This window comes from Streptomyces sp. ITFR-21 (genome assembly GCF_031844685.1).
Classification (GTDB): domain Bacteria; phylum Actinomycetota; class Actinomycetes; order Streptomycetales; family Streptomycetaceae; genus Actinacidiphila.
The window spans coordinates 2919396-2944183 of the sequence record NZ_CP134605.1 but is presented as its reverse complement, the minus strand read 5'-3'; the positions used below and the strand labels follow the sequence as shown (position 1 = coordinate 2944183).

At 71.8% G+C, this 24788-nt stretch carries 21 protein-coding genes, 1 tRNA gene and 2 pseudogenes; 13 read left to right on the top strand and 11 right to left on the bottom strand.

Going from position 1 to position 24788, the window contains the following annotated elements; all coding sequences use genetic code 11:
* Nucleotides 1–60 precede the first annotated feature (60 nt).
* The 4 genes from RLT57_RS12855 (at nt 61) to RLT57_RS12840 (ending at nt 3592) form a co-directional block, all read left to right on the top strand.
* Nucleotides 61–708 carry a Sua5/YciO/YrdC/YwlC family protein gene (locus tag RLT57_RS12855; RefSeq protein WP_311297527.1) on the top strand — a complete coding sequence of 216 codons (648 nt, stop codon included), beginning with the start codon at nt 61–63 and terminating at the stop codon, nt 706–708.
* A gap of 61 nt (nt 709–769) precedes the next feature.
* Nucleotides 770–1366, top strand: a complete 597-nt coding sequence (locus RLT57_RS12850; protein WP_311297526.1) for a class IV adenylate cyclase — start codon at nt 770–772, stop codon at nt 1364–1366.
* 728 nt (nt 1367–2094) lie between these two features.
* Nucleotides 2095–2664: a cysteine hydrolase family protein gene (locus tag RLT57_RS12845; protein WP_311297525.1), complete on the top strand. Its 570-nt coding sequence runs from the start codon at nt 2095–2097 to the stop codon at nt 2662–2664.
* 4 nt (nt 2665–2668) lie between these two features.
* Nucleotides 2669–3592 (top strand): FAD-dependent oxidoreductase, encoded by a 924-nt coding sequence (locus tag RLT57_RS12840; protein WP_311297524.1) that lies wholly within the window; start codon nt 2669–2671, stop codon nt 3590–3592.
* Between the two features lie 99 nt (nt 3593–3691).
* On the opposite strand, the gene RLT57_RS12835 is transcribed toward RLT57_RS12840, so the two are convergent.
* The 5 genes from RLT57_RS12835 to RLT57_RS12815 form a co-directional block, all read right to left on the bottom strand.
* Nucleotides 3692–4396 (bottom strand): nucleotidyltransferase domain-containing protein, encoded by a 705-nt coding sequence (locus tag RLT57_RS12835; protein WP_311297523.1) that lies wholly within the window; start codon nt 4394–4396, stop codon nt 3692–3694.
* Nucleotides 4397–4583: 187 nt separating this feature from the next.
* Nucleotides 4584–6278: a relaxase/mobilization nuclease domain-containing protein gene (locus tag RLT57_RS12830; RefSeq protein ID WP_311297522.1), complete on the bottom strand. Its 1695-nt coding sequence runs from the start codon at nt 6276–6278 to the stop codon at nt 4584–4586.
* 5 nt (nt 6279–6283) lie between these two features.
* On the bottom strand, nt 6284–7177 hold the full coding sequence (locus RLT57_RS12825; RefSeq protein WP_311297521.1) for a hypothetical protein: 894 nt from the start codon (nt 7175–7177) through the stop codon (nt 6284–6286).
* Nucleotides 7178–7503: 326 nt separating this feature from the next.
* A complete protein-coding gene (locus tag RLT57_RS12820; RefSeq protein WP_311297520.1) occupies nt 7504–8370 on the bottom strand; it encodes a DUF2637 domain-containing protein in 867 nt (288 codons plus the stop codon).
* Nucleotides 8371–8507: 137 nt separating this feature from the next.
* Nucleotides 8508–9425 carry a hypothetical protein gene (locus RLT57_RS12815; protein WP_311297519.1) on the bottom strand — a complete coding sequence of 306 codons (918 nt, stop codon included), beginning with the start codon at nt 9423–9425 and terminating at the stop codon, nt 8508–8510.
* A gap of 634 nt (nt 9426–10059) precedes the next feature.
* On the opposite strand from RLT57_RS12815, the pseudogene RLT57_RS33325 reads away from it, so the two are divergent.
* Both RLT57_RS33325 and RLT57_RS12805 read left to right on the top strand, forming a co-directional pair.
* A pseudogene (locus RLT57_RS33325) lies at nt 10060–10170 on the top strand (DNA-binding protein); the annotation flags it as partial.
* A gap of 241 nt (nt 10171–10411) precedes the next feature.
* Nucleotides 10412–12009 (top strand): annotated as a pseudogene (locus tag RLT57_RS12805) (LacI family DNA-binding transcriptional regulator).
* 34 nt (nt 12010–12043) lie between these two features.
* Here RLT57_RS12805 and RLT57_RS12800 read toward each other — a convergent pair.
* Together RLT57_RS12800 and RLT57_RS12795 are read right to left on the bottom strand one after the other, a co-directional pair.
* Nucleotides 12044–12117, bottom strand: a tRNA-Pro gene (locus RLT57_RS12800).
* Between the two features lie 106 nt (nt 12118–12223).
* Nucleotides 12224–13147, bottom strand: coding sequence for a metallophosphoesterase (locus RLT57_RS12795; protein ID WP_311297518.1), 924 nt, complete (start codon nt 13145–13147; stop codon nt 12224–12226).
* A gap of 285 nt (nt 13148–13432) precedes the next feature.
* Between RLT57_RS12795 and RLT57_RS12790 the strand changes: the two genes are divergently transcribed.
* Nucleotides 13433–13894, top strand: coding sequence for a GatB/YqeY domain-containing protein (locus RLT57_RS12790; RefSeq protein WP_311297517.1), 462 nt, complete (start codon nt 13433–13435; stop codon nt 13892–13894).
* 281 nt (nt 13895–14175) lie between these two features.
* Here RLT57_RS12790 and RLT57_RS12785 read toward each other — a convergent pair whose 3' ends face one another.
* Nucleotides 14176–16551: a transglycosylase domain-containing protein gene (locus RLT57_RS12785; RefSeq protein WP_311297516.1), complete on the bottom strand. Its 2376-nt coding sequence runs from the start codon at nt 16549–16551 to the stop codon at nt 14176–14178.
* A gap of 382 nt (nt 16552–16933) precedes the next feature.
* On the opposite strand from RLT57_RS12785, the gene RLT57_RS12780 reads away from it, so the two are divergent.
* On the top strand, nt 16934–17260 hold the full coding sequence (locus RLT57_RS12780) for a WhiB family transcriptional regulator (protein ID WP_311297515.1): 327 nt from the start codon (nt 16934–16936) through the stop codon (nt 17258–17260).
* Nucleotides 17261–17287: 27 nt separating this feature from the next.
* On the opposite strand, the gene RLT57_RS12775 is transcribed toward RLT57_RS12780, so the two are convergent.
* Entirely contained in the window at nt 17288–18637 is a 1350-nt protein-coding gene (locus RLT57_RS12775) for an ArsA family ATPase (protein ID WP_311297514.1), read from the bottom strand.
* 2 nt (nt 18638–18639) lie between these two features.
* Nucleotides 18640–19788 (bottom strand): ArsA-related P-loop ATPase, encoded by a 1149-nt coding sequence (locus RLT57_RS12770; protein WP_311297513.1) that lies wholly within the window; start codon nt 19786–19788, stop codon nt 18640–18642.
* Between the two features lie 127 nt (nt 19789–19915).
* Between RLT57_RS12770 and RLT57_RS12765 the strand changes: the two genes are divergently transcribed.
* From RLT57_RS12765 to RLT57_RS12745, 5 genes are all read left to right on the top strand, one after another.
* Nucleotides 19916–20080: a DUF4177 domain-containing protein gene (locus RLT57_RS12765; protein WP_311297512.1), complete on the top strand. Its 165-nt coding sequence runs from the start codon at nt 19916–19918 to the stop codon at nt 20078–20080.
* The gene (locus RLT57_RS12760; RefSeq protein ID WP_311297511.1) at nt 20077–20544 is read left to right on the top strand and encodes a RidA family protein; all 468 of its coding nucleotides are present in this window, start codon (nt 20077–20079) and stop codon (nt 20542–20544) included. Before RLT57_RS12765 ends, RLT57_RS12760 begins: the two co-directional genes overlap by 4 nt.
* Nucleotides 20545–20625: 81 nt before the next feature.
* The gene (locus RLT57_RS12755; RefSeq protein ID WP_311297510.1) at nt 20626–21522 is read left to right on the top strand and encodes an NUDIX hydrolase; all 897 of its coding nucleotides are present in this window, start codon (nt 20626–20628) and stop codon (nt 21520–21522) included.
* Nucleotides 21519–22355, top strand: coding sequence for an MBL fold metallo-hydrolase (locus RLT57_RS12750; RefSeq protein ID WP_311297509.1), 837 nt, complete (start codon nt 21519–21521; stop codon nt 22353–22355). Before RLT57_RS12755 ends, RLT57_RS12750 begins: the two co-directional genes overlap by 4 nt.
* Before the next feature lie 179 nt (nt 22356–22534).
* Nucleotides 22535–23773 (top strand): cytochrome P450, encoded by a 1239-nt coding sequence (locus RLT57_RS12745; RefSeq protein WP_311297508.1) that lies wholly within the window; start codon nt 22535–22537, stop codon nt 23771–23773.
* Between the two features lie 99 nt (nt 23774–23872).
* Here RLT57_RS12745 and RLT57_RS12740 read toward each other — a convergent pair whose 3' ends face one another.
* Entirely contained in the window at nt 23873–24667 is a 795-nt protein-coding gene (locus RLT57_RS12740; protein WP_311297507.1) for a diacylglycerol kinase family protein, read from the bottom strand.
* Nucleotides 24668–24788 lie beyond the last annotated feature (121 nt).

Genomic DNA, 24788 nt, shown 5'->3' with positions numbered 1-24788 from the left:
CTGGAATGGCCGGACAGGTCACGGCCGACCTCACACTCCGACGTCAGAAACGGAAGTCCCGTGCGATCGATCCCCTTAGACCAGATTCACGAAGCCGCCCGCGCCATCGAGACCGGTGGGCTGGTCATCGTGCCCACCCGGCGCTGGTACATGATCTGCGCAGACGCCACCAACGAGGCGGCCTGCCGCAGTATCTTCCACGCAAAACAACGTCCCCTCACGAAGTCCCTGGTCCTCGTGTCCCCCTCCGCAGATCACTGCGAGCGGCACTTCGTCGTCCACCACGAAGCCCGCAAGCTCATGGAGGCATTCTGGCCCGGTGACCTCGCCCTCCTCCTGCCGTGGCGTGACGAGCAGACCAGCGCCCAGTACACGGCGGTCGGCGCCCCGGCCCTGGTCACCCGCTCCTCCGACGCTCTTGGGAGGCTCGCGGAAGCAGCCGCCGTCCCCGTCGCCGCGACCACTGTCAATGTCTCCGGAGACGCGCACGCGGACGCACCGGGACCGTCGATCACCGTCGACGAGGTCCAGGCTTTCCTCAAGCTCACCGACGTCCCGGTGTCCGTCGTACTGGACGGCGGCGTCTGCCCGGCTGGCGACCACCTCGCCATCGTCGACTGTTCGACGCCGGAGGCCCGCCTGGTGCGCGCCGGCCTGGTCCACCAACGCGCTCTCTCGGCTGCCTTGGGCCGGGAACTCGTCGGTTGAGTCAATGGCAACGTCCAAACTGTCGGCGCCCTCTTTTCTTCCACCCGGCAAGAAGGCGGTAATGAAGCACGAGTACGAGGCGAAGTTCCTGTCCGTCGACGTGATCGGACTCCAGACCAAGCTTGCGGACCTGGGCGCCATCCAGGCCCTCCCACGGACGTTGCTCACACGGAAGATCTTCGAGAGCGACGATCTCGACGACACGCAGTGGGTGCGGCTGCGCGATGAAGGAACGCGCACCACGCTCACCCTCAAGCAGGTCAGCGATGCCACGTCCATCCATGGGACGACCGAGATCGAGACCGAGGTCGGCGACCTCCAGGCGATGGCCGAGATCCTTAGCAGCCTCGGCCTGCGCGAGGTCCGCTACCAGGAGAACTTCCGCGAGGAATGGCAACTCGGCCACGTCGCCTTCGACTTCGACACCTGGCCCGGCCTGCCCACCTTCCTGGAGATCGAGGGCCCCGACGAGCAGTCCGTCCGGGAGGCCGCCAACCTTCTGGGCCTCGACTACAGCGAAGCCCGGTTCGGCAGCGTCGACGGGATCTACAAGAGCGAGGCAGGACGGGACATCCTCGCCGAGCCCACCTTTCTCTTCTTTCTCTTCGCCGACGGCAGCGATGGAGCGGTGCTCGCTGCGGATACGTCAGGGCGGTGAAGGTGGAGGTGAGGAATTGGTGACGGACGTCCCGCTGCCTCATGTCGTGATACCCGGGATAGCGGCGTTCGCGCGAGGCGGGCCACCAGAACCGGCGACCACCGACGACGGCACCCAGTGGACCGACGGTTGTTGCTGGCTGTTCTGCGGCCAGCAGCGGACCCGAGTGCTGTGGATAGGCCCTGCCATGGTGGCAGGAGCGCAGGCTCCGATGTACGCGTGCGGACCTTGCATCCGGGAACTGCAGGAGCGGGTATGGCAAGCGATTCTTGCCACCGATGATCCGGATGGACGAGCGCCGGTCACGAGCCCTCCGGCGAAGCGCCACGGTGCCAGACACCGTCGTACTCGGGGTAGTTAATCGGGCTGCTGAGGGCGAGGCGTGGGAGGGCGTTCGGTCAACCTTTGGATGCCGACGTGGCGGTATCTGATCCGCAGCCGGCCTCCGGCCCGATTCATGGTGTGCACCCGCAGCTTCACTGGCCAGCCGTGCTCGTAGACGTTCGCCCAGTAGGTCGCCGGAGTGCGGTGCAGCGGGACTACGACGTCCAGGCCAGAGATTGCCGCATGGCGATCCGTGATGACGCTTCCGTCGAGGAAGGTGGCTCCTGCGTCAGGATGTGAAGACGAGCGGACTCGCGGAACGACTGCGTGCCGCGCAGGACGCTCTCCGGGACAGTGTGGGCTGACGACGGGAGAACAACGCCATGGAGGTTACGGATGCCGGGGTGGACATCGACGGCGCGGCCCTGATCGTTGTCGACGTGCAGAACGGCTTCACCAACCACAACAGCCGACACGTCGTTCCTGTGATCTCCAGCCTCGTTTCACGGTGGTCCGCCGCAGGCCGTCCCGTCGTCTTCACCCGCTACCGCAATTACCCCGAGAGCCCCTTCGAGCGGTTCTTCGGCTGGAGCCGGTTGCAGAGCCCACCGGAGACGGACATCGTTACGGAGTTGGCGGAGCAGGCTGCGTCCGCTTGTGCCGTGCTCGACAAGGTCGGCTACACCCTGTTCACCGACGAGGCGGTCGCCCTACTTGGCGACGCGGGCTGGACCGATCTCGTCTTCTGCGGCATCGCGACCGAGAGCTGCGTTCTGAAGTCCGCGGTAGATGCCTTCGAGCGGGGCTACGCGCCTTGGGTCCTCACCGACGCCTCCGCCAGTGACGCGGGGCCCACTGTCCACGATGCCGGCCTCACCGTCGCCCGCCGCCTCATCGGACCACGCCAACTGATCACCACCGAGGATCTGTTGGCTCAACTCGCCCCGAGGCTCGAAGTCCCGGTGCTGGAATAGCCCCATGACAGCGATCACGGACCTGGTCATCGTCGGGGGAGGCCCGGCCGGCTGCGCGGCGGCGGTGATGGCCGCGAGTGTCGGCATGCGGTCGGTCCTGATCGAGCCGGACGCCCTCTGCGCCAAGCTCCGGCACATCGCCGCCATCAACAACGTCGTGGGCGGCCGTGCCAGCGGGCCGGAACTCACTGCTGCCATTGCGGAGGACGTCGCTCGCGCCGGGCTGTGCGAGGTCGACCTCGGCGCGCGGGCGACCGAGGTCCGTGCCCACGACGACCACGTGGCGGTCACGACGGACACCGGCCGCACCGTAAGCGGCTCTTACGCGGTCGTCGCGACCGGGGTGGGCCCGGTTTCAGTCTCGGCCGCCCCGTGGCTCACGGTGGCAGCGGGCACGGACCCGCCGACCCTTTGGGGTGCCAAGGTTCCCGAAGCGGGGGCCGGTTTTCTGCTCGTGGTCGGTGCAGACCGCCCCCTCGGCACGTTCCTCCGCGCCCACCCGGCACTCGACGCCACGGTCCTGGTTGCCTATCCGCCGGAGGACGACTACAAGGTCGACGAAGTGCGCGGTGATGCCCGGGTCACGCTGCTGCCGGTCGCCCACCTGTCGGTGAGTGCGGACGGCGATTCCGGGTTCACAGCTGAGTGGGTCGACCGGGATGGCCATCCCTGTTCCGGGACGGCCGATGCTGTGTACGTGAACCTTGGGAGCGCCCCAGTGCCGCCGCCCGGCGACCTCGTGCCCGACCCGTCCGGCTACTGCCCGCCCGATCGCCAGCACCCGCGCATCATCACCGCCGGAGATCTGCGCTCCGCCCGCTTCCAGCGCATCATGGCCGCGACCGGCTCCGGCAGCGAGGCCGCGCTGCGGGCCTACTACGGTCTGCGGGGCGTGCAGTCGGCGAAGCACGGCGGCTCTCCGTACTGAAAATCGGTTCGCAGAGACGCTGGCAGTGGCTCGGTCGGGAGCCGACGTATATCGGGGAGGTGGCCCTGGGAGCGCAGGTGTGAGCGGGCGCTTCGCCGTTTACGGGGTGCCGCTGCGTCGGTAGCCGACCCACAATCGGCCTCCCGCTTGGTCCAGCACCTCGTCTACTACAGCGACCAGCGGCGACGCTCGGCCTGCGAGGGCCTGCCGGACGCCGTTGTGCAGACGCGCGCTCATGCCGGGGGCTGCGGCGTCGAGACGGCGGGCCAGCCACTTGCCGCCGCCGTTCCAGGCGGAGTTGAGAGCGAGGGAGAGTTCGGCCGTACGGCGGGCGAGTTCGATGCAGATATAGAGGCGTTCGCCCTGGTCAGTACAGCCTGCGAGATCGTCGAGGAGATCGGTGAGGGCGTAACGGCGGTCGTCGATCTCCTCGACGGACACCGGGGCAGGTCCGGCTGCGGCCAGCGACTTCGCCTGGACGCTGATGCGCGCGCCCACTCCGTCCCGGTCGACGAGCAGGACGCCGTTCGCGCACATCCACATGAGAGGGGACCTACGGTTGCGTACCTCTCTCTCGACGAAGGCGTGCCAGGACTCCTCGGTGTGCACCAGCAGTTCCACCGGCCAGTCGTGTTCGTGGAGGCTCAGCCGGTAGGGCGCCGGAGCGCCGTGCAGCAGGACCACGATGTCCAGGTCGGAGGTCGCTGTGCGGCGGTCCGTGATGACGCTGCCGCCGAGGAAGGCGGCTCGTGCGTCGGGGTGGTGTTCTTCGACAACGGCGTGCGCGGCGTCGATCGGGTCCATGAGGGGATTGTCGGCGGCTTGTGGGCTGAGCGCACTGTGGTTTGTTCCGGGAGGCGGGAGGCCCAGGCCATCGACGCCGGGCAGGACGCGACGAGGGCATTCAGCTCGGTCGGCCTCATGTACCGGAGCTCCGCCAATCCACTGCCATCTGGTCGAGGTACCCACCAGTGCGCTGGAGGTGGACGTTTTACCTCCTCCGGCTGGGAGCCTGTGCAGGCGGCGGAGGTGTCGACGGTACTGAGCGGGGTGTCGGCGTGGGGCGACGCTGCTGGGGTGCGTAGGTTGGGGCTGCCGGGAGGTCGGCCCCGTGGCGGAGGCGCCAGAGGAGGACGTCGGTCAGGGAGTCGGCTGTGGTGAGTTCGCGGTTGTCCACAGCCCTGTGGAGGAGGGTGACGGGGTCGTGGCCGGTCCGGCGGGCTTCCGTGAGGGTGGCGGCCAGGGCGGGCCAGTTGGGTTCGGCTTGGATGCGGGCGGCCTCTGTCGGGAGGACAGCGCGGATCACTTCCGCCGCGTGGTGCTGGGCCGGGGCGGGGAGGGACTGGCCGGTGGCGCGCATCGTGGTGAGGGGTGCGGTAGCTGCTGCCTGGTAGGCCGCGCGGAGGTGGGTGGCGGTCTGGCGGGAGGCGGCTGCTTGTTGGGCGTGGCCGCGGGCGGCGTGCCAGTGGGCCGCCATCACGGCGGCCGTGATCAGGATGCTGAGGAGCATGGCCGTTGCCGCGCCGTCTTCGCCCTTGCCGAGGGCTGGGCCGGACTGGACGAGATCTCGGGCGGCCCTGCGGAGAGCTTGGTTGTGGGAGTTGCCGGCCTGGATGTGGGAGCGGGTAGCTCGTTCGAAGCTGCGCGCCGCCGCTTGGAGTTCGGCGCGGGTGTTGGCAGGGCTTGTCTGCGCGAGGGCGTCGAGGACTTCGCCCACGCCGACGAGCTGGTCGGCGGCTTCTCCGCTGTCGTCCTGGTCCAGTGACCGGAGGGCGTCCGCTGCGGCTGTGGTTGCGGCGCGACGGGCTCGGGCTGGTTCGGTGGTTCCTTCGGAGGGCGGCACGGCGTCGGCGGCCAGGCGCTGCCGGATGCGGGGGAGGGAGAGGTCGGGGGCGAGCTTTGAGCCGGAAAACCAGATGGGTTGCTGGTCGCGGTTGCGGTCGCCGGGCAGTGCGACGGTGAAGCCGGTGACGTCGCCGGAGGGGGCCGCACGCTTGGTGATCCGGACGCCCTGTGCGGTGAGGCGGTGGAAGAACTCCTCCTCGGTCGCCGCGCCTGCCAGGGCGCGGCGGACGGCGTCGCGGAGTTGGTCTCGGGCCGGGCGGTCCAGGCCGCGGCGGTCGGTCTTGCGGCATTCTGCACTGGTGGCGCGCTTCGCTGCTGTGCCGTCGCCCGGGTGGAGTTCGCGCAGGCCGTAGTCGTACTCGATGGCTCGGGCTTCGGCCTGGACGGCTCGCTTGTCGAAGTTGCGGCGCGCGGTGCGGCCGTCCTCGCGGACAAGGGTGGCGGCGATGTGGATGTGGTCGGGCGCATGGCGTACGGCGACCCACCGGCAGGCCTTCGGATCGCCTTCGGGAGCGATGCCGGCGGCGTGCACGACGCGGCGGGCGACGGCGGCCCATTCGTCGTCGGTCAGGGGACGGTCATCGGCGGCGGTGCGGACGGAGCAGTGCCAGATCGTCGTCTTCGGGCGCTGCTCGCGGGGGAGGGACTTGACCGGGAGGTCGAGTTGGCGGGCGAGTTTCGTGATCGCCTCGCGGCTGGCCGTGGGGCCGGGGTCGGGGGCGAAGTCGTTCCAGGAGGCGACCATGTGCTGGTCGGTGTGTTCGTTGGCCTTGCCGGGTCCGTAGAGGTACGTGATCAGGCCGTACGTGCCGCCGGCGCCTTCGGTGATCTTGGGTATCACGGCGGCTACCGCCAGGCGATCTGGAGGGCGGCCGTATCCACGTCGTCCAAGGCCATGTGGATGAGCCGCAGGGTGCGTTGGGCCAAGGCGTGGAGAGCGTCGCTCGGGCGGAGGTGGGCCAGGACCTGGTTGAGGTTGTTGCCGACGGCGGCGAACTGGCGATTGGACTCCATGAGTTCTTCGAGCTGGCGGCGGGTGTCGGCGATGGCCGCCCTGGGATCGGCGGTCCGCGCGGCGAGGAGCGCGGGGACGGCGGCGTATCCGCCTGGCTTCAGGTGGCAGACGCGCGCTGCGGCGATGAGGTCGGCCCATTCGCTGTCGCTGAAGCAGGGGTGCGTGCGGTTACGGCGGGGAGCGGTCATCCGTAGGCGGTGGTGGCGGGTGATTTCGGCGGCCGGGGGTGGATTTGCTGCGCGGGAGCGGTTCGGCGGTGCGGATTCGGCGTGGGGAACGGTCAGCACGGCCGTATCGGCGCGCTGTACGGCGTAGGAGACGTGTGCCAGGAGGAGGCCAGCCGGTTCGGCGTTCGGCGTGCCGCCGGAATTGAGGTGGTGGGCGAAGCCGTTGAGTCGGCCGCCGATGGCGGCGAGGGCGTTGTTGGCGTTGATCAGGTTTTCGAGGCGTCGGCGTTCCTCGTCGATGCTGGTACGTCGCTCGGTCCGGGAGTACGCGACTGTTGCGGCCGCCGTGAAGCCGCCGGGAGTGAGGCTGCACTGCCTGGCGGCCTCGGTGATCTCGCTCCATTCGGCGTCGCTGAAGCATGGGTTGACGCGGTTGCGGCGCGGTACGGCGAGACGTCGTCGGTGGTGCTGTGCTACTGCGTGGGCGACGGTGCTGGTCGGGGCGTCGGGCAGGTCGGATTCTGTGCGGGCAGCGTCGTCGTACGTCCCGTTCGGCACCCCCGGGCCGAGAGCCGCCGACGCTGACCGCCCCCTGGGGACGGCGTCGGAGCTGTCCGCCACCCCTGGGGCGGGCTGAACCCCGGGATGACTCATCCCGGGACAACTTGCTCCGCCGCACGGCGGGCTGTTGCGGCTGTCAGGGGACGTGGGTGCACTGTCGGGGCCGAGGTGTGAGGAGGCGGCTGGACTATGGCTGCTGGTGGGGTTCGACATGGCGGACTCCGTGGCTGTGGGCGGCTCCGGAAGTTGATAGGTGCGGCGACGGGGGCGTTCGGAGGGCCGGTCGCACTGGCTCTACGAGCGCTCCCGTCCCCTTCGTCGGCTCAGCCCGTGGGGAGCTGCGGCGATGCGGGTTGGTCCTGCGCGAGCTGGGCGAGGGCTTGGGCGATGCGGTCGTTGCCGGCGGACAGTCCGGCTGCCTGGATCGCCTCGCGGGCGGCGGCGCGGCTCACCTGGCCGGAATCCGGGTGGGCGTGGGCGATGACGGCGGCCAGCTCGTCGATGGAGGCGTCGGCTCGGCGGCCGGGGCGGCCGGTGCTGGTCCGCGCGCCTGAACGGCTTGGCCCGGTACGGCTTGTGGGCGCTTTCCGGCCGAAGGTTTCGGCGACCGGGGCCGCCGGAGGTACGGCCGGGCGAGAAGTTGTCCGTTCGGCGGCCGGAATGCCGTCCGGAACGGGCGGTGCCACGCTCGGCGTTCCGGCCGTTGCCGATTCCGGCTGCTGCGTGCGGCCGTGGCGGGTGACCAGGATGTGGAGGTGGGTCGCGCCGCCGAGGGCCATCGGGGCGATCGTCGAGAGGACGGCGACGGTGTGGTTGCCGAGGACGAGGACGTGGGTGCCGGGGGAGTTGAGGCGTACTGAGTGCAGGGAGTTGGCCCACAGGCTGGCGGCGGTGGCGGCGCCGAAGAGGGTCCAGGCGTAGAGGCGGGCGCTGCGGGGAGCGTCGCGGAGCAGCAGGATCGCGCGGACGCCGTACGCGATGAAGCCGTCGATCACGATGGGGAAGAGGTAGCTCAGGTCGGGGCGGACGTGGGTGGCCAGGGCGACCTGGCGCAGCGAGTCGAAGGAGAGGATGCATCCGCAGGCGCCGAGCAGCAGGATCACGAGGCGGTCGAAGGGGAGCGACCGGGGGTGGGTCCGGTCCGGTATCGGAGCGGGGCGCTCGGGCTGGGACGGGGTGGACGTGGGCATGCGGAGCTCCAGGCGTGGCGGTGGGCGGCGCGGCGCGCGCGTCAGCGCGGGCGGGCGGCATCACCCGGTGGGTCGGGGGAGGGGCGCGCGTCAGAGCAGGGACGGGCGCGGAGCGGCGGCAGCCGCGAGAGACGAGGTCAGGCTCTCGCGCCGGCCAGCGGGCCCGGGTGGCGGTCGCTGAGGGCGGCGCGGACCAGGGCGCGGCCCCGGGTAGCGGTACGAGCACGCTCATCGACGGCGTCGGGCGGCACGGCGTCCGCGCCTGCGCAGGTGCGGCAGGTGCCCTCGTGCTGCGTCGGGCGCGCACATGCCGAGCACTCGTACCGGCGGGGCCGCGACGATACGGCGGCCGGTTCGACGGCCGGGGGCAGCTTGCGGGTCAGACGGTCGCGCAGGAGCGCAGACGCGCTGTGGACGCGTTCGGGCAGGCCGCCCAGCAGTGCGAAGCCGAGATCACGCGGACCCAGGCCACGCTCCAGCCAGAGCCCCACCAGCGGTGCGAGCGTCATCGCCTCTGCCGCGCCGAGGCGTAGGCGGGGCTCCGCTGAGATCACCGTGTGGAGCACCGCTGCCGCCTCGGCGAGTGCCGGGCTCGGGGGTGCGGGCGGGGTCTCCCGCCGCCCGCCCAAGGCCACCCGCCGGGCGGGGAGGGTGGGTTCTTTCCCACGGTCCTTTACGGGGTGGGCGCCACGGTCATCGGCGGCCAATCGACCGGAGCCCGGGAGTACGGCACTCGGCACCATCTGGGCGGTCGCGTACGCGGTGTGCGGGGTGTCGTACACATGACTTTCGCTGACGAAAGTGCCGTCCGGGCGGCGCACCCGCTCGACGCGGTAGTAACCGGCGGCGGTCAGTTCGCGCAGGGCCTTCGCCACGGTGAGGCGGCCCTGCGGGCTGGTGTCGGCCATGTGGCGGCCGTCCTCGCGCCAGCCGTCGGGCCGGGAGAGGAGGTCAGCCAGCAGGCCGCGGGCGGTGTAGGACAGCCGCCGGTCCTGCAACAACGCGTTGGGCAGGACCGTGAAGCCGCGCGCATGGCGGCTACGATGAATCTGCATGGGGAGCTTGGACTCCTTGTGCCGGACCCCGGAGCGTTGGCGCGCTGCCGGGGTCACCCTATTAAGTTCGTCGGTGACAGAACGTACCACGCGATTCGCCCAAGATCGACTGCTCTTGGGCGCCTTCCGGTCTGGCGGAACGTTCCTCCTGAGAGCGAGGAGGCCGGCGCGAGCGTGAAGCGTGTGCATGGTGTCCTCCCTCTGTCGGCGGGCCGGTTCGACCCGGCAGTGGGAGCGGACGGTACACCCTTTTTCCGGTTCGGCCTCGCGGCGCTCGTGCCCGCTCGCTCGGCGGCTGCGCGGTCGTACGGACCGAAGTCGCTGTCCGGGATTCCGTGCTAACGTCCCGCGACGACCTGCCGACCAGGGAAGTTCGTCGCCGAACATGCTTCCCCACGGCGGCGACGGCGAGGTACAACAGCACCTCGGCCAGCTGACCGACCGCCCCCGCAACGCCGACGAAGGAGGGGCCATGCGTTTGCCAGTCGTGCCGTGTCGGGACCTCAACCGGCACTGGAGAACCGCCTGCTGACCTTGCGCCCGTCCGCGCCAAGTGTCTGAGCAATGTCCCCGCTGCGCAACCGCAGCCATCGCGCGCTCTGTTACTGCCCTTCCCTCGTCCCGAGGTTCCGCCATGTCCCCTCCCGCTTCCCCGCTGCCCGTGCTCTACCGGCCCGCCCAGATCGCCGATGTCCTCGGCTGCTCGGAGTGGTGGGTCAAAGAGCAGGCCCGGCGGCGCCGGATTCCGTTCACAAGGCTCGGCGGCAGCTACCGCTTCACCGCCGACCACCTCGCGGAGATCATCCGCATCTTCGAGGAACGGCCACTTGCCCCGCCCGGCGCCGGCACCCTGCCCTCCGCCAGGTCGGCGTACCGACCGGCCCGCGCCGCGCCCATTCCCGCCGAGCCTCGGCTCAACGCCCGGCCGCCGCGACGGCGGCGGTCACCCGCAGGACCCCAGACCACCACCCCGGAAGGAGCCAGACATGGGATACGGCGAGAAGCGCGGCGACTACTGGCGCGCCCGCTACAAGATCGCACCCGGCAAGTACCGCACCCTCGCCGACGGCAACGGCGAGCTGCTGCGCTTCCGGACGAAGCGGGCCGCCGAGCAGGCCGCCAACGAGGAGGAGGCGAAAGTACGCGGCGGACGGTGGCACGACCCCGCTGCGGCGCGGATCACCTTCGGGGAGTACGCCAACCGCTGGTTCACCTTGCAGGACCTGGCCCTCTCCACCATGCAGAACTACCGGCGGCACATCGGGGAGCACCTGCTGCCGTACTTCAGCGACCTGGAGGTGGGCGAGGTCAACCGGCACCACGTCGAGCAGTGGGAATGGCAGGAGCGAGGGCGCGGATATGCGGCCGCCACCTTGAAGACCTGGCGCAGCACCCTGCACCTGATCCTCGGTGACGCCGTGGACGACGGACTGCGCGAGACGAACCCCGCCGCCCGGCGCAGGGGACGCGGCAAGCGGGCCGGGCGCTCCCGCAACCACGGACCGGAGAAGGTGATCACCGACGCGCTCGGCATCCTGCTCATCGCCGAGCGCGCTGCGCTGCTGACCGGGCGGGACGACGAGTTCGTCGCCCTCGTCACCAAGGGCTACACCGGTGTCCGGTGGGGCGAACTCATGGGTCTGGAGACGCAGTTCATCCGGCCCGGCTCACTCCGTGTCGAGTGGCAGCTCTACGAGCTGGACGGGGGCGAGTTCCATCGGTGCCCGCCCAAGGACGACTCCTACCGGACCATCAACACCCCGGACTTCCTGTCCCGGCTGCTCTCACGGCACGTCGCCACCAAGCGACCGGAGCCCTGCCCCTGTCACGGACTGCGGTATGCCTTCAACGGCTACAGCGCCGCCAACGGGGCCGCCCGCCGACCCGGCGCGAAGACGTCGACGTCGCCCGCAGGGCGGGAGTCTCCTCCGGGACCGTCTCCAATGTCCTCAACTGGCCCGACAGCGTTTCGGAGGACTGGCGGCTCCGGGTGGAGGCCGCCATCGCCGAGCTGGGGTACGTCCGCAACGCCAGCTCAGGCGAACTCGCCCCCCACTGGCGGCGCAGCGGCTTCGCCTCGTGGCTCTTCTATCCGGCGACCACCGGCTCGTACCCGACCCGAGCCCCCCGCGACGCCCATCCCGTGCCGCTGCTCGCCGAACCCTGGCCCGGCATCCCCGCCCGAGGAAGGGGCGCCGCCCAGCGCGCCCAGGCCTGCTGGGTGCCGATCGCCCCGGGTCTTACGCTCCACGGCCTCCGGCACACCCACCGGACGATCATGGAAGAGGTCGGGACGCCCCCGAAGCTCACGGACGAGCGCCTCGGCCACGAGGATGGCTCCGTTCAGGCCCGCTACTCCCACGTCACCCCGCGCATGCGCGCCCGGCTCATGGACGCGCTCACCGAGCAGTGGGAAGAGGCCCTGGAAACCCGGCGCCAGATGAGCCCCGGCTCCCCGGTCGCGGCGCTCGACGTGCTCCTCAGATCGGGAGAAAGACCAGGCCAGAAGGCGGAAGAAGAGAGCCCCCGACCAAGATCTTCTCCCAAGACCCCCGCGGAACGCCGTGAGGGGCGGTCTCCCTGATCGGAAGACCGCCCCTCACCTGCAGTTTCACCAGTCGGGGTGGCGGGATTTGAACCCACGGCCTCTTCGTCCCGAACGAAGCGCGCTACCAAGCTGCGCCACACCCCGGTGCAACGAGGTTTACTTTAGCGGACCCGGGGCCGGAGGCGAAATCCGGTTTGGCGGGGGTGGAGGCGGTGGGGCCGCGGGGACGCGGGGGTCCGCGTGGAAGGGGCTAGGTGAGGGTGAGGAGGGTGGCCTCCGGGGGGCAGGCGATGCGGATGGGGGTGAAGCGGTTGGCGCCGCAGCCGGCGGAGACGTGGAGGTAGGAGGTGGAGCCGGTGGCGGTGTGGGTGGAGAGGCCCTTGACGCGGTCGGTGTCGAGGTCGCAGTTGGTGACCAGGGCGCCGTAGAAGGGGATGCACACCTGGCCGCCGTGGGTGTGGCCGGCCAGGATGAGGGGGTAGCGGTCGGCCGCGAAGGCGTCGAGGACGCGCAGGTAGGGGGCGTGGACGAGGGCCAGGTTGAAGTCGGTGTCCGGGTCGGGGCCGCCCGCCACGGCCGCGTAGCGGTCGCGTTTGATGTGCGGGTCGTCCAGGCCGGTCAGGCCCAGGACGGGGCCGTGGTCGAGCTTGACGCGGCCGCGGGAGTTGCTGAGGCCGACCCAGCCGGCCGCGTCGAAGGCGTCGCGGAGGTCGCCCCAGGGGTTGCGGACGATGCCGTGGGCGTGTTTGTTCTTGCCGTTCAGACCGTGCTGGCCGCGGGCCTTCTCGACGAGGTAGCGGGCCGGGTTGCGGAAGCTGGGGCCGTAGTAGTCGTTCGAGCCGAATACGTACGTGCCCGGGAACCGCATCAACGGCCCCAGCGCGTCGAGGACTTCGGGGACCGCGGTGGGGTCGGAGAGGTTGTCGCCGGTGTTGACCACCAGGTCGGGGCGCAGGCCGGCCAGCGACTGGATCCAGCGGCGCTTCTTCTTCTGGCCGGACACCATGTGGATGTCGGAGAGCTGGAGAATGCGGATCGGCCGCATCCCCGGGGGCAGCACCGGGACCTCCACACGGCGCAGGCGGAAGGACCGCGCCTCGAAACCGGCCGCGTACGCCACGCAGGCCGCGCCGGCTGCCGTCACACCCAGGGGGATTCCGTATCGCGCGCGCATACGTCCATCGTGTCAGAGTCCGAGGGCCCCGGGCGCACGCGGTGCTCGGTGCGGGCGGCACGGGTGCTGGGCGGCCGGGCCGCGGACGAGCGTACGGACGCGGGGCCGCGGCGCGGGTGCGGAAGGGGGTACGAACGTGCGGCGCCGAGCGATACGTACGGACGCGGGTACGTACGGGCACGGCCGGGCACCGCGCGTGGTCGGACCTACGGCGGCCGGGTGCCCGGCCCCCGCGGACCGCTTAATGCGGCGCACCGGTGACCCCGGGGTGCGAAAATCCAGGGCATGACCACGACCAGCCTCAAGCAGCGACTGCAGCACGACCTCAACGCGGCGATGAAGGACCGGGACGAACTGCGCCTGGCCACCCTGCGCCTTACGCTCACCGCCATCACCAAGGAGGAGGTGGCCGGTGCGACCGCCCGGCAGCTGTCCGACGACGAGGTGCTGAAGGTGATCGGCCGGGAGGCGAAGAAGCGGCGGGAGGCGGCGGAGGCGTTCGCGCAGGGCGGTCGGGCGGAGTCGGCGGAGCGGGAGAAGGCCGAGGGCGAGGTGCTGGCGGAGTACCTGCCGAAGCAGCTCGGCGAGGAGGAGCTGGCGGAGATCGTCCGCGGTGCCATCGCGGAGACCGGTGCGGCGGGGCCGCGGGCGATGGGCGCGGTGATGAAGGTCGTGGGGCCGAAGGTCGCGGGCCTCGCGGAGGGCGGCCGGGTCGCCGCCGAGGTCAAGCGCCAGCTCGCGGGCTGACCTCCGGACCGCCGGCAGCCCCCTGGCCGCCCGCGCACCGGGCCCGCGCCAAGCTCGTCCCGCGCATGCGTAAGGGGCACCCACCAGGGTCGGGTGCCCCTTACCGCCTACTTCTTACCGCTTGCCGCCTGCTGAGCCCGGCGTCCTAAGGCGCCGACCTGTTTCCCCCGGCGTCCTAAGGCGCCGACCCCTTCCGGTCAGCTGCCGTAGGCCGCCCACCTGCTCCCTCTCCGCCCCCTAAGGCGCCCACCTGCTCCCCACGGCGTCCCAGGCGCCGCCCCCTACTGCCCCGCCTCCGCGTCCGTCCCGGAAGGGCCGATGATCGGGGGGAAGCTCACGCCGCCAGGGCCGCCGCCGGGGCCCTGGGTGGTGCCGTCCGCCGGGTTGGCGCCGGGGCCGACGGTCACGCCGCCGGCCGTACCGCCCGCGGCTCCCGCGTTCACGCCGCCGATCGCCCCGGTCGTCGTGCCCATCGTCGTCACGCCGCCGGGCTGGCCGACCGGGCCGCCGGTGCGGCCGCCGTTCTTGCCGCCGTCGTCCCCGGGGTGGGACGGGTCGGTGGGCGGGGGCGTCCTGTTCTCCTCGGCCTTGTCCGGGATGTTCAGCACGACGGTGGTGAAGTCCTTCACCGGCTGTCCCTTGAGGGCGCCGCTGACCGCGTCCTTCCAGATCGGCGCCGGTCCGGTGGCGCCCTCCACCTTGTCGTACCAGCGCGGGCCGATGGTGAGGTCGACCATCGACAACCGCTTGCCGCCCTTGCCGGCGCCGTTCGGGTCGCCCATCCACACCGCGGCGGCCAGGTTCGGCGTGTAGCCCGCGAACCAGGCGTCCAGGCGGTCGTCGGTGGTACCGGTCTTGCCGGCCGTCGGCCGGCCCTCAAGGTTGGCGGCTGTGCCCGTACCGTCGTCGACGACGCCTTCGAGCATGGTGTTCAGGGTGTCCGCGGTGTTCTGGGACATCGCCCGCGAGCAGAGCGACTTCGGGACCGCCAGGTGCTTGCCCTGCGAGGTGACCACCGAGTCGATCACGATCGGCGTGCAGTAGACGCCGCGGTTGGCGAAGGCGGCGTAGGCGGCGGACACGGTCAGCGGCGACAGCTCGTTGGTGCCCAGCGTCAGGGACGCACCCTGGACCATCTGCTTGCCGTCGGCGCGGGAGATGCCCAGCTTGGCGGCCACGTTCAGGATCGGGCAGAGCCCGGTGTCGTGCTCAAGGGCCACGAAGTAGGTGTTGATCGACCGCTTGAGCGCCTCGGGCATCCGGAACGGCCCGACCTCGGACTTCATCTCGTTCTGGGTGCCCGCCGTGCTGTGGATGGTCTCACCGCCGCAGGTGGTGACGTCCGGGTACGGCATCTGGTAGGGCGCCGGGTACTGCTGGGTCGGCTTGTAGCCGGCCTCCAGTGCCGCCGCGGCGGTGATCGGCTTGAACGTCGAGCCGTTGGCGAAACCGCCGCCGCCGCCCATGTCGGCGTTGACCGAGTAGTTGATCTGCGTCTCGTTCTTGCCGAAGCCGTACGGCTTGCTCTGCCCCATGGCGACGACCTTGCCGGTGCCCGGCTGGACCATGGTCATCGCCGAGGCGATCGCGTCGCTCTTGTAGACGTGCTTGTTGATGCCCTTGAGCAGCGAGCGCTGCGCCTTGGGGTCGAGGGTGGTCTGGATGGTCAGGCCGCCGGTGTTCCAGAGCTTGGCGCGCGCCTCCTTCGTCTTGCCGAAGGCCGCGTTCTGCAGGAACGTCTCCCGCACGTAGTCGCAGAAGAAGCCGGCGCCGTTGACGGCGGTGATGCAGCCGTTCTTGGGAGTGCTGACCTTGAGGCCGAGCGGCGCCTTCTGGGCGGCGGCGGCCTGCGCCGCGGTGATGTCCTTCAGCTGGGCCATCCGCGCCAGCACGGTGTTGCGCCGGGTGAGCGCTTCCTGCTCGTCGTTGACCGGGTCGTAGCGGCTGGGCGACTGGACCAGGCCCGCGAGCAGGGCCGCCTGGTCCAGGGTGAGGTCCTTGGCGTGGGTGCTGAAGTAGCGCTCGGAGGCGGCCTCGATGCCGTACGCCTGCTCGCCGAAGAAGGTGATGTTGAGGTAGTTCTCCAGGATCTTCTTCTTGCCGAGTTCCTTCTCGACCTGGATCGCGTACTTCATTTCCTTGATCTTGCGGCCGACGGTCTGCTGGGTGGCCTGGGCGACCTTGTCCGGGTCGTCGCCGGCCTCCTCCACGAAGACGTTCTTCACGTACTGCTGGGTGAGCGTGGAGGCGCCCTGGGTGTTGCCGTCGGAGGCGTTGTTGCTCATCGCGCGCAGGATGCCCTTGACGTCGAGCGCGCCGTGTTCGTAGTACCGGGCGTCCTCGATGTCCACGATGGCCTGGAGGATGTTCGGGCTCATCCGGGTGATCGGGACGACCGTACGGTCACGGGAGTAGACGGTGGCGATCAGGCCGCCTTTGGCGTCGAGGATCTTCGACGCCTGGCTCAGCGGGGGTTGCTTGAGCTCACCCGGCAGATCGTCGAAGCCCGCGGCGGTGCCCTTTGCGGACAGGCCGAGGGCACCGGCGGCCGGCAGGGTGATCCCTGCCAGGACGACGCCGGCGAGCACACTGACACCGAGGAACTTGGCGGCTTGCTGGGCCGTCGACAGCCCCCCGCCCGAACGCTTGTGAGCCATGAGGGCAGCCTACGTTGCGATTTCCCGGACGTGCGCCCATCTGTTCGTTACTCTGTAACAGACAGGCGCGATCGTCGTGCGCGCCCCTGTCTCCTGTTGTCACTCCTGTGAGTGATGAGAGCTGTCCGAAATTCGGCATATGCCGGGATCTTTGAGCTCCGAGATGGACGAACTACTCCCATTCGTCCTGGTATGCCCGATTCTGCAAGAGTCACTCCCGTGGGTGATCTGCCGCGTACCCGTAGTCCATTCGGACCATGCAAGATTGGGCCTGAAAGGGCTGTTGCGTCGCGCCTACCTTCCGTAACGTCCCAACTGGCAGCGGTGAATATGCCGTTTGCCGCCGTGGGGGAGCCTCGATTCGGGAGAGGACGGCGCCAGCATGAGCAGCTGGGTAACCGACTGGAGCACGCTAGCCGCGTGCAGGACGACAGATCCGGACGAGCTCTTCGTCCAGGGCGCGGCCCAGAACAGGGCCAAGGCGGTGTGCACCGGGTGCCCGGTGCGGACCGAGTGCCTGGCCGACGCGCTCGACAACCGGGTGGAGTTCGGTGTGTGGGGGGGGATGACGGAGCGTGAACGCAGAGCGCTCCTGCGCCGCCGTCCGATGGTGACCTCCTGGCGGAGGCTGCTGGAGACGGCGCGCACCGAGTACGAGCGCAGCACGGGGCTGCTGCCGATCGACGACGAGTACGCGGCGGCCGGCTGACCGGCCGGTCCGCGCAAGGCGCCACGGTCAGGCCGCGGCCGGCCGCCCGGCCAGCCGCAGGCCGATCGCTCGCAGCCCTTCGAGGTCGTGTACGTCGCCGGGCAGCGCCGTCACGTCCACCATCGGGACCTCGGGATGCACGGACACGAAGCGGTCCCGCGTGCGTCGTTCACGCGCGACCACCTGCATGCGTTCGGCGTGCAACCGCAGCAGTCCGGCGACGAGCCGTTCGGTACGGACCTGCGGGTCTCCTTCCGTACGGTCCTGGGAGTGCCGGGCACCGTCGGCGGGGCCTGCCACAGCCTTCCCGGCGGATAGATCGACAATGCCGCCGCCGGCAGGTTTTTCCGCGGCCTGCGCGCCGTCCCCGGTGGCCCGCGCGCCGTCCTGAGGGGCGTGCCCGTCGCCTTGGGCGCTGTCCTCGGCGGCCTCCGCCACCGCGTCCTCCAGCGCCTCGGCCGCGGCCAGCGCCCGCTCCGCGGTGAGCCGGTCGGCGCCGCTGCCGTGCACCCGGTTGAGTACCAGCCCGGCCAGCGGCATGTCCTCGGCGGCCAGCCGCTCCACGAAGTACGCGGCCTCGCGCAGCGCGTCCCGCTCCGGCGCCGCGACCACCAGGAAGGCGGTGCCCGGCGCCTGGAGCAGCCGGAACGTGGCGTCGGCCCGGGTGCGGAAACCGCCGAACATGGTGTCCATGGCGGCCACGAAGGTCTGCACGTCCCGCAGCAGCCCGGCGCCCACCACCTTGCTCAGGGTGCCGGTCATCATCGACATGCCGATGTTGAGCACCTTCACCCCGGCCCGGCCGCCCACCTTCGCCGGCGCCATGAGCAGCTTGATGAACCTGCCGTCCAGGAAGGAGCCCAGCCGCTTGGGCGCGTCCAGGAAGTCCAGGGCGCTGCGGCTCGGCGGGGTGTCCACGATGATCAGGTCCCACGCGTCCTGGGCCCGCAGCTGGCCCAGCTTCTCCATCGCCATGTACTCCTGGGTGCCGGCGAAACCGGCCGACAGCGACTGGTAGAAGGGGTTCCCCAGGATGGCCCTGGCCCGTTCGGGGTCGGAGTGCTGGACCACGACTTCGTCGAACGTCCGTTTCATGTCCAGCATCATCGCGTGCAGCGAGCCGCCGGCCGACCGGTCGATTCCGGCCACCTCGCGCGGGGTGTTGTCGAGTTCGGTGAGCCCCATGGACTGGGCGAGCCGCCGGGCCGGGTCGATGGTCAGCACCACGGCGGTACGGCCGCGCTCGGCGGCCCGTAGCCCCAGGGCCGCGGCAGTGGTGGTCTTGCCGACGCCGCCGGAGCCGCAGCACACGATGATGCGGGTCTTGGGGTCGTCGAGCAGCGGATCGATCTCCAGCACGGGGCTCTCCAGGCTCACGATCAGTTCTCGCCGTCCAGGTCGGGGTCCGCGGTGCCCGGCGGCCGGGTGAACACCGACGCCTGCTTGCGCAGGCTCTCCGCGAGCCGGTAGAGGCCGCCGAGGTCCATGCCCTCGCCGAACAGCTCCAGCTCCCGCACCGGCAGGCCGAGGCCGGCGATCTCGGCGCGCTGCTCGCGCTCCAGCACCACGCGCTCGGTGTGCTCGCGGGCCTGGGCGAGCAGCGGGTCGACGAGGCGTTCGGCCATCCCGCCGCGGCGGGCGCCGCCGAGCCCGGCCTGGGAGAGCGCCTTGGCGACGGCGGTACGGCGCTTGGCGGCACTGCCCGCCTTGCCGCCGTTGCCGTTCCCGCCGACCGCCTTCCCGCCGCTGCCGCTGCCGCTGCCGGTCCCGGCGCCTCCGGCGCCCTCCGGCCGGCCGCAGAGCTCGGCCAGCTCGGCGTCGGCGAGCAGCACCGGCCGCACCATGTTGACGATCACCGCGCCCACCGGCAGCCCGGCCGCCCGCAGCTCCGCCACGCCGTCCACCGTCTCCTGGACCGGCATCTCCTCCAGCAGCGTCACCAGGTGGATCGCGGTCTGCGGCGACTTCAGCACCCGCATCACGGCCTGCGCCTGGTTGTGGATGGGGCCGACCCTGGCCAGGCCCGCGACCTCGTCGTTGACGTTCAGGAAGCGGGTGATGCGGCCGGTCGGCGGGGCGTCCAGCACCACCGCGTCGTACACCGGCCAGCCGGCCTTGTCCTTGCGCCGGACCGCCTCGCACACCTTGCCGGTGAGCAGCACATCGCGCAGGCCGGGGGCGACGGTGGTGGCGAAGTCGATCGCGCCGAACTTCTTCAGGGCGCGGCCGGCCCGGCCGAGCTTGTAGAACATGTCCAGGTAGTCCAGCATCGCCTGCTCGGCGTCGATGGCCAGGGCGTGCACCTCGCCGCCGCCGGAGGCCGAGGCGATCCGGCGCTCGGCGTACGGGAGCGCGTCGGTCTCGAAGAGCTGGGCGATGCCCTGCCGCTCCTCGACCTCGGCCAGCAGCACCCGGCGGCCCTCGGCCGCGAGGGCGAGCGCGAGGGCGGCGGCGACCGTGGTCTTACCCGTGCCGCCCTTGCCCGTCACGATGTGGAGCCTGACGGCGGATGGCTGTTGAGGGCTCACCCTTCCGAGCCTAACCACTCGGCGCCCCGGGCACTCCGCCGCCCGTCCGGTCGGGCGGTCCGGCGGTTGTCCACAGGGTGCGGACGGGTGCGGACGGGGGTGATCGGGCAGGCACTACAGTCGCCGTATGGCGAAGAACTGGGAATACGCGACTGTGCCGCTTCTGGTGCACGCGACGAAGCAGATCCTCGACACCTGGGGCGAGGACGGCTGGGAACTGGTGCAGGTCGTGCCGGGTCCGAACAACTCCGAGCAGCTGGTGGCGTACCTCAAGCGGGAGAAGCAGGCATGAGCGGCGTGGTCGCGGCACGGCTCGCCGCCCTGGGCATCACCCTGCCGGAAGTGGTGCCGCCGCTGGCCTCGTACCAGCCGGCCGTACGGTCCGGGTCGTACGTCTTCACCTCCGGCCAGGTCCCCATGGTCCACGGCAAGCTGCCCGCCACCGGCAAGGTCGGCGCGGAGGTCAGCCCCGAGGAGGGCAAGGAACTCGCCCGCGTCTGCGCGCTCAACGCGCTGGCCGCGGTGCAGTCCGTCGTCGGCGACCTCGACCGGGTCGCCCGCATCGTCAAGGTGGTCGGCTACGTGGCCTCCACCCCCGACTTCACCGGCCAGCCCGCCGTCGTCGACGGTGCCAGCGAGCTGCTCGGCGACATCTTCGGCGACCGGGGCGCGCACGCCCGCAGCGCGGTCGGCGTCACGGCCCTCCCGCGGGACGCCCCGGTGGAGCTGGAGATGCAGGTCGAGCTGACGGACTGACCGCGCGGGGGAGGCGGAAAGCCGCGGGTCCGCCTCCCCCGGCCGTGGCCGCCGCGCCGGGCGGCCACGTACAGTCCGGCCATGAGTCCGATGAGCGGGGGCGCGCTGCCCGCGGGGTGGCCCGAGCGGATCCGGGCGTACGCCCGGGGGGAGCTGGACGTGGTGGCGCCGCGCCCCGCGGCCACCGTGCTGCTGCTGCGGGACACCCCGGGAGGCGGCGGCCCGGCCGTGCACATGCTGCGCCGCCACTCGGGGATGGCCTTCGCCGCGGGGGCGTACGCGTACCCGGGCGGCGGGGTCGACCCGCGCGACCGGCGGCCCGTCGGCTGGGCCGGGCCCGACCTCGAGGTGTGGGCGGCGGCCCTGGGCGTACCGCGGGCGCAGGCGCAGGCCGTGGTGTGCGCGGCCGTACGCGAGACCTTCGAGGAGTCCGGCGTGCTGCTGGCCGGCCCCGACTCCGCCACGGTCGTCGCCGACACCACCGCCGACGACTGGGAGGCCGACCGCGCCGCACTGGTCCGGCACGAGCTGGCCTTCGCCGACTTCCTGGCCCGCCGCGCACTGGTGCTGCGCTCCGACCTGCTCGCCCCCTGGGCCCGCTGGATCACCCCGGAGTTCGAGGAGCGCCGCTACGACACCTGGTTCTTCCTCGCCCTGCTCCCCGCCGGGCAGCGCACCCGGGACGTCTCCGGCGAGGCCGACCGCACCGTCTGGCTGCGTCCGGCCGACGCCGTCGCCGGCCACGACCGCGGTGAGCTGGCCATGCTGCCGCCGACCATCACCACGCTGCGCGCCCTGCTGCCGTACGACTCCGCCGCCGACGCCCTCGCCGCCGTCGGCGGGCGCGACCTCACCCCGGTGCTGGCCCGGGCCGCTCTGGACGGGAACGGCACCGTCGTGTTGAGCTGGCCCGGCCACGACGAGTTCACCCAGGCCATCCCGGCCGGGCCGGACTCGCCCCGACGGGAGGCCCGATGACCGCCCCGACCCCGCCGCCCGGGCAGCCGCAGACCGTCATCGGCGGCCCGGCCACCGCCCGCGCGCACTGCGTACTCGCCCCGAACCCGTCGCCGATGACGCTCGACGGCACCAACACCTGGATCGTCTCCGAGCCGGACTCCCCGCTCGCCGTCGTCATCGACCCCGGCCCGCTGGACGAGGCCCACCTGGCGAACGTGATCGCCGTCGCCGAGCGGTCCGGCAAGCGGATCGCCCTCACGCTGCTCACCCACGGCCACCCCGACCACGCCGAGGGCGCCGCGCGCTTCGGCGAGCTGACCCGGACCGCCGTCCGCGCGCTGGACCCGGCGCTGCGGCTCGGCGACGAGGGGCTGACGGCGGGGGACACCGTCACCACCGGCGGCCTGGAACTGAGGGTGGTCGCCACCCCCGGCCACACCGCCGACTCGCTCTCCTTCCACCTGCCCGCCGACCGGGCCGTGCTGACCGGCGACACCGTGCTGGGCCGCGGCACCACGGTCGTCGCGCACCCCGAGGGCCGGTTCGGCGACTACCTGGACTCGCTGCGGCGCCTCCAGGCGCTCACCACCGACGGCGGCGTGGACACGATCCTGCCCGGCCACGGCCCGGTCCTCGCCGACGCCCGTGGCGCCGTCGAGTTCTACCTCGCCCACCGCGCGCACCGCCTGGCGCAGGTCGAGACCGCCGTCGAGGCGGGTCTGCGGAGCGCCGCCGACGTCGTCGCCCACGTCTACGCGGACGTGGACCGTACGCTGTGGCCCGCCGCTGAGCTGTCGGTCCTGGCCCAGTTGGAGTACCTGCGCGACCACGGACTGATCGAGACGCCATGACACCCGCCCAGGACCCCGCACCGAGCCGGCCGCCCGGCCCGCCCGCCCCGCCGGCCGGCCGTGCCCGGTCGGCGGAGCCCGGCCCGTCCGCCGTGCCCCCGCCGAGCCCACCCACTGCGCCCGCCGAGCCCGCCGACTCCACTGTGCCCGCCGCGCCCGGCGCATCCACCGCCTCCGCCGTGCCCGGCGCCTCCGCCGCGCCCACCGCCTCCGCTCGCTTCGACCCCTGGTCCGCCGCCTTCGTCGCCGACCCCTATCCGGCGTACGAGGAGCTGCGGGCAGCCGGCCGGGCGCACTTCTTCGAGCCGACCGGCCAGTGGCTGATCCCGCACTACGACGACGTCAGCGCGCTGCTGCGCGACCGCCGTCTCGGCCGCACCTACCTGCACCGCTTCACGCACGAGGAGTTCGGCCGCCAGGCCCCGCCGGCCGGCCACGAGCCCTTCACCACACTCAACGGCAACGGTCTGCTCGACCTGGAGGCCCCCGCGCACTCCCGGGTGCGGCGGCTGGTCGCCAAGGCGTTCACCCCGCGGACGGTCGAGGCCCTTGCGCCCACTGTCGAGCGGCTGGCCGGCGAACTCGTCACCGCCTTCCGCGCCGACGGCGGCGGCGACCTGCTGGCCAGGGTCGCCGAACCGCTGCCGGTCGCGGTGATCGCCGAGATGCTGGGCATCCCGCCCGCCGACCGCCCGCTGCTGCGGCCCTGGTCTGCGGCCATCACCGGGATGTTCGAGCTGAACCCCACCGCCGAGGCCGCCGCCGCGGCCGTCCGTGCCAGCGAGGAGTTCTCCGGGTATCTGCGCGAGCTGATCGCCGCCCGCCGCACCGACCCCGGTACCGATCTGATCAGCGCGCTCATCGCCGTACAGGACGACGGGGACGTCCTCAGCGAGCAGGAGATGGTCTCCACCGTCGTCCTGCTGCTCAACGCCGGCCACGAGGCCACCGTCAACACCACCACCGTCGGCTGGCTGACCCTCTTCCACCACCCGGAGCAGTTGCGGCTGCTGCGCGCGGAGCCGCAGCGGCTGCGGGACGCGGTGGAGGAGCTGCTGCGCTACGACACGCCGCTGCAGATGTTCGAGCGCTGGGTGCTGGACGACATCGAGGTCGGCGGCACGGCTGTCCCGCGCGGCTCCGAGGTCGCGCTGCTCTTCGGCTCCGCCAACCGCGACCCGGCCCGCTTCGCGGCGCCCGGCCGCTTCGACATCACCCGCCCCGCCGACGGCAACCGCCACCTCACCTTCGGCGCCGGCATCCACTACTGCCTCGGCGCCCCGCTGGCCCGGCTGGAGCTCGGCGCGTCGTTCGGCGCCTTCCTGCGCCAGGCCCCGGACGCGAAGCTGCTCGCCGAGCCGCGCTGGCGGCCGGGGTACGTGATCCGCGGCGTGTCGGAGCTGCTGGTCGGCTGGTGAGAGGCGGGGCGGGGCCGGCGGTCTGCTGGTCCGGGGGCCGGGCGGGGCGCGGCCGACGCGGCCGGCGGGCCGTTCAGCGGATGGCCGGGCGCCCCGCCCTCAGCGCGGCACCGTCAGCCGCCACGCGGCCGGCTCCACCGTCCACGTCCGGGTGCGTACCGGCCCGGCGATCGCGGAGTCCGCGCGGTAGCGGAAGTCCTGGCCGGAGACGGTGATGGTACGCGCCCGGGTGCTCACCTGGGCCGGCGCGTCGTGCGTACGGCGGACCGAGATCTCGGCCAGGCCCGTCGGCGCGCACCGGACCGACACCTCGTGCACCGGCTGGTCCAGGTCCGCCAGCAGCACCCCGTCGGCCTCCACCCGCAGCCGCTGCATCCGCGGCGGCTGATGGCCGTTGACCGGGATCGGCGCGGTCAGGGTGCGTACCAGTGAGCGGGCGGTCTTCTCCACCGGCGTCCACCAGTGCGCCGCGGTGTGCGCCGACGGCAGCCCGCACGGGATGCTCAGCGCGCCCAGCACGATGCCGCCGCTGTCGTCCACCAGCAGGTCGAGGTCGCGCTCGATGCCGTCCAGCACCGCGCGCGCCGCGGCCGGCACCTGGTCCGGCACCCCGAGCGCGCGGGCCAGCGCCGAGCGCGGCCCGATCGGCACCACCGACACCGGCACCTCCTTCAAGGTGCGGTCCCGGTGCAGCAGCCGGACCGTCCGCAGCAGCGCGGCGTCGTCGCCGAGCACCACCGGGTGGCGTTTGCCGCGGTGCGCCAGCACCCGTTCCACCTCCTCGGCGGACTCGGGGAAGACGATCTTCACCGAGACCCCGCCCGCGAACAGCACGTCCTTGGCGATCCGCACGGACTCGCCGTCGGTGGCGCGCGCCGCCGGGTCGACGACCACGAGCAGGGGATACCCCCGGAAGGAGTCTGGGGGAGGATGCCCAGAAGACTCGGCCGACACCTTGGTCCTTCCTCAGGTAAAATCCCGGTGCAAGAGCCCCTTGCGCCTTTGCGTCAGGGGC

What these genes read in the sequence shown, in the direction of transcription:
- RLT57_RS12850 (WP_311297526.1), top strand. Translation starts at nt 770, where the DNA reads ATGAAGCACGAGTACGAGGCGAAGTTCCTGTCCGTCGACGTGATCGGA.
- RLT57_RS12840 (WP_311297524.1), top strand. Translation starts at nt 2,669, where the DNA reads ATGACAGCGATCACGGACCTGGTCATCGTCGGGGGAGGCCCGGCCGGC.
- RLT57_RS12835 (WP_311297523.1), bottom strand. Translation starts at nt 4,396, where the DNA reads ATGGACCCGATCGACGCCGCGCACGCCGTTGTCGAAGAACACCACCCC.
- RLT57_RS12820 (WP_311297520.1), bottom strand. Translation starts at nt 8,370, where the DNA reads ATGCCCACGTCCACCCCGTCCCAGCCCGAGCGCCCCGCTCCGATACCG.
- RLT57_RS12815 (WP_311297519.1), bottom strand. Translation starts at nt 9,425, where the DNA reads ATGCAGATTCATCGTAGCCGCCATGCGCGCGGCTTCACGGTCCTGCCC.
- RLT57_RS12795 (WP_311297518.1), bottom strand. Translation starts at nt 13,147, where the DNA reads ATGCGCGCGCGATACGGAATCCCCCTGGGTGTGACGGCAGCCGGCGCG.
- RLT57_RS12790 (WP_311297517.1), top strand. Translation starts at nt 13,433, where the DNA reads ATGACCACGACCAGCCTCAAGCAGCGACTGCAGCACGACCTCAACGCG.
- RLT57_RS12785 (WP_311297516.1), bottom strand. Translation starts at nt 16,551, where the DNA reads ATGGCTCACAAGCGTTCGGGCGGGGGGCTGTCGACGGCCCAGCAAGCC.
- RLT57_RS12780 (WP_311297515.1), top strand. Translation starts at nt 16,934, where the DNA reads ATGAGCAGCTGGGTAACCGACTGGAGCACGCTAGCCGCGTGCAGGACG.
- RLT57_RS12765 (WP_311297512.1), top strand. Translation starts at nt 19,916, where the DNA reads ATGGCGAAGAACTGGGAATACGCGACTGTGCCGCTTCTGGTGCACGCG.
- RLT57_RS12760 (WP_311297511.1), top strand. Translation starts at nt 20,077, where the DNA reads ATGAGCGGCGTGGTCGCGGCACGGCTCGCCGCCCTGGGCATCACCCTG.
- RLT57_RS12755 (WP_311297510.1), top strand. Translation starts at nt 20,626, where the DNA reads ATGAGTCCGATGAGCGGGGGCGCGCTGCCCGCGGGGTGGCCCGAGCGG.
- RLT57_RS12750 (WP_311297509.1), top strand. Translation starts at nt 21,519, where the DNA reads ATGACCGCCCCGACCCCGCCGCCCGGGCAGCCGCAGACCGTCATCGGC.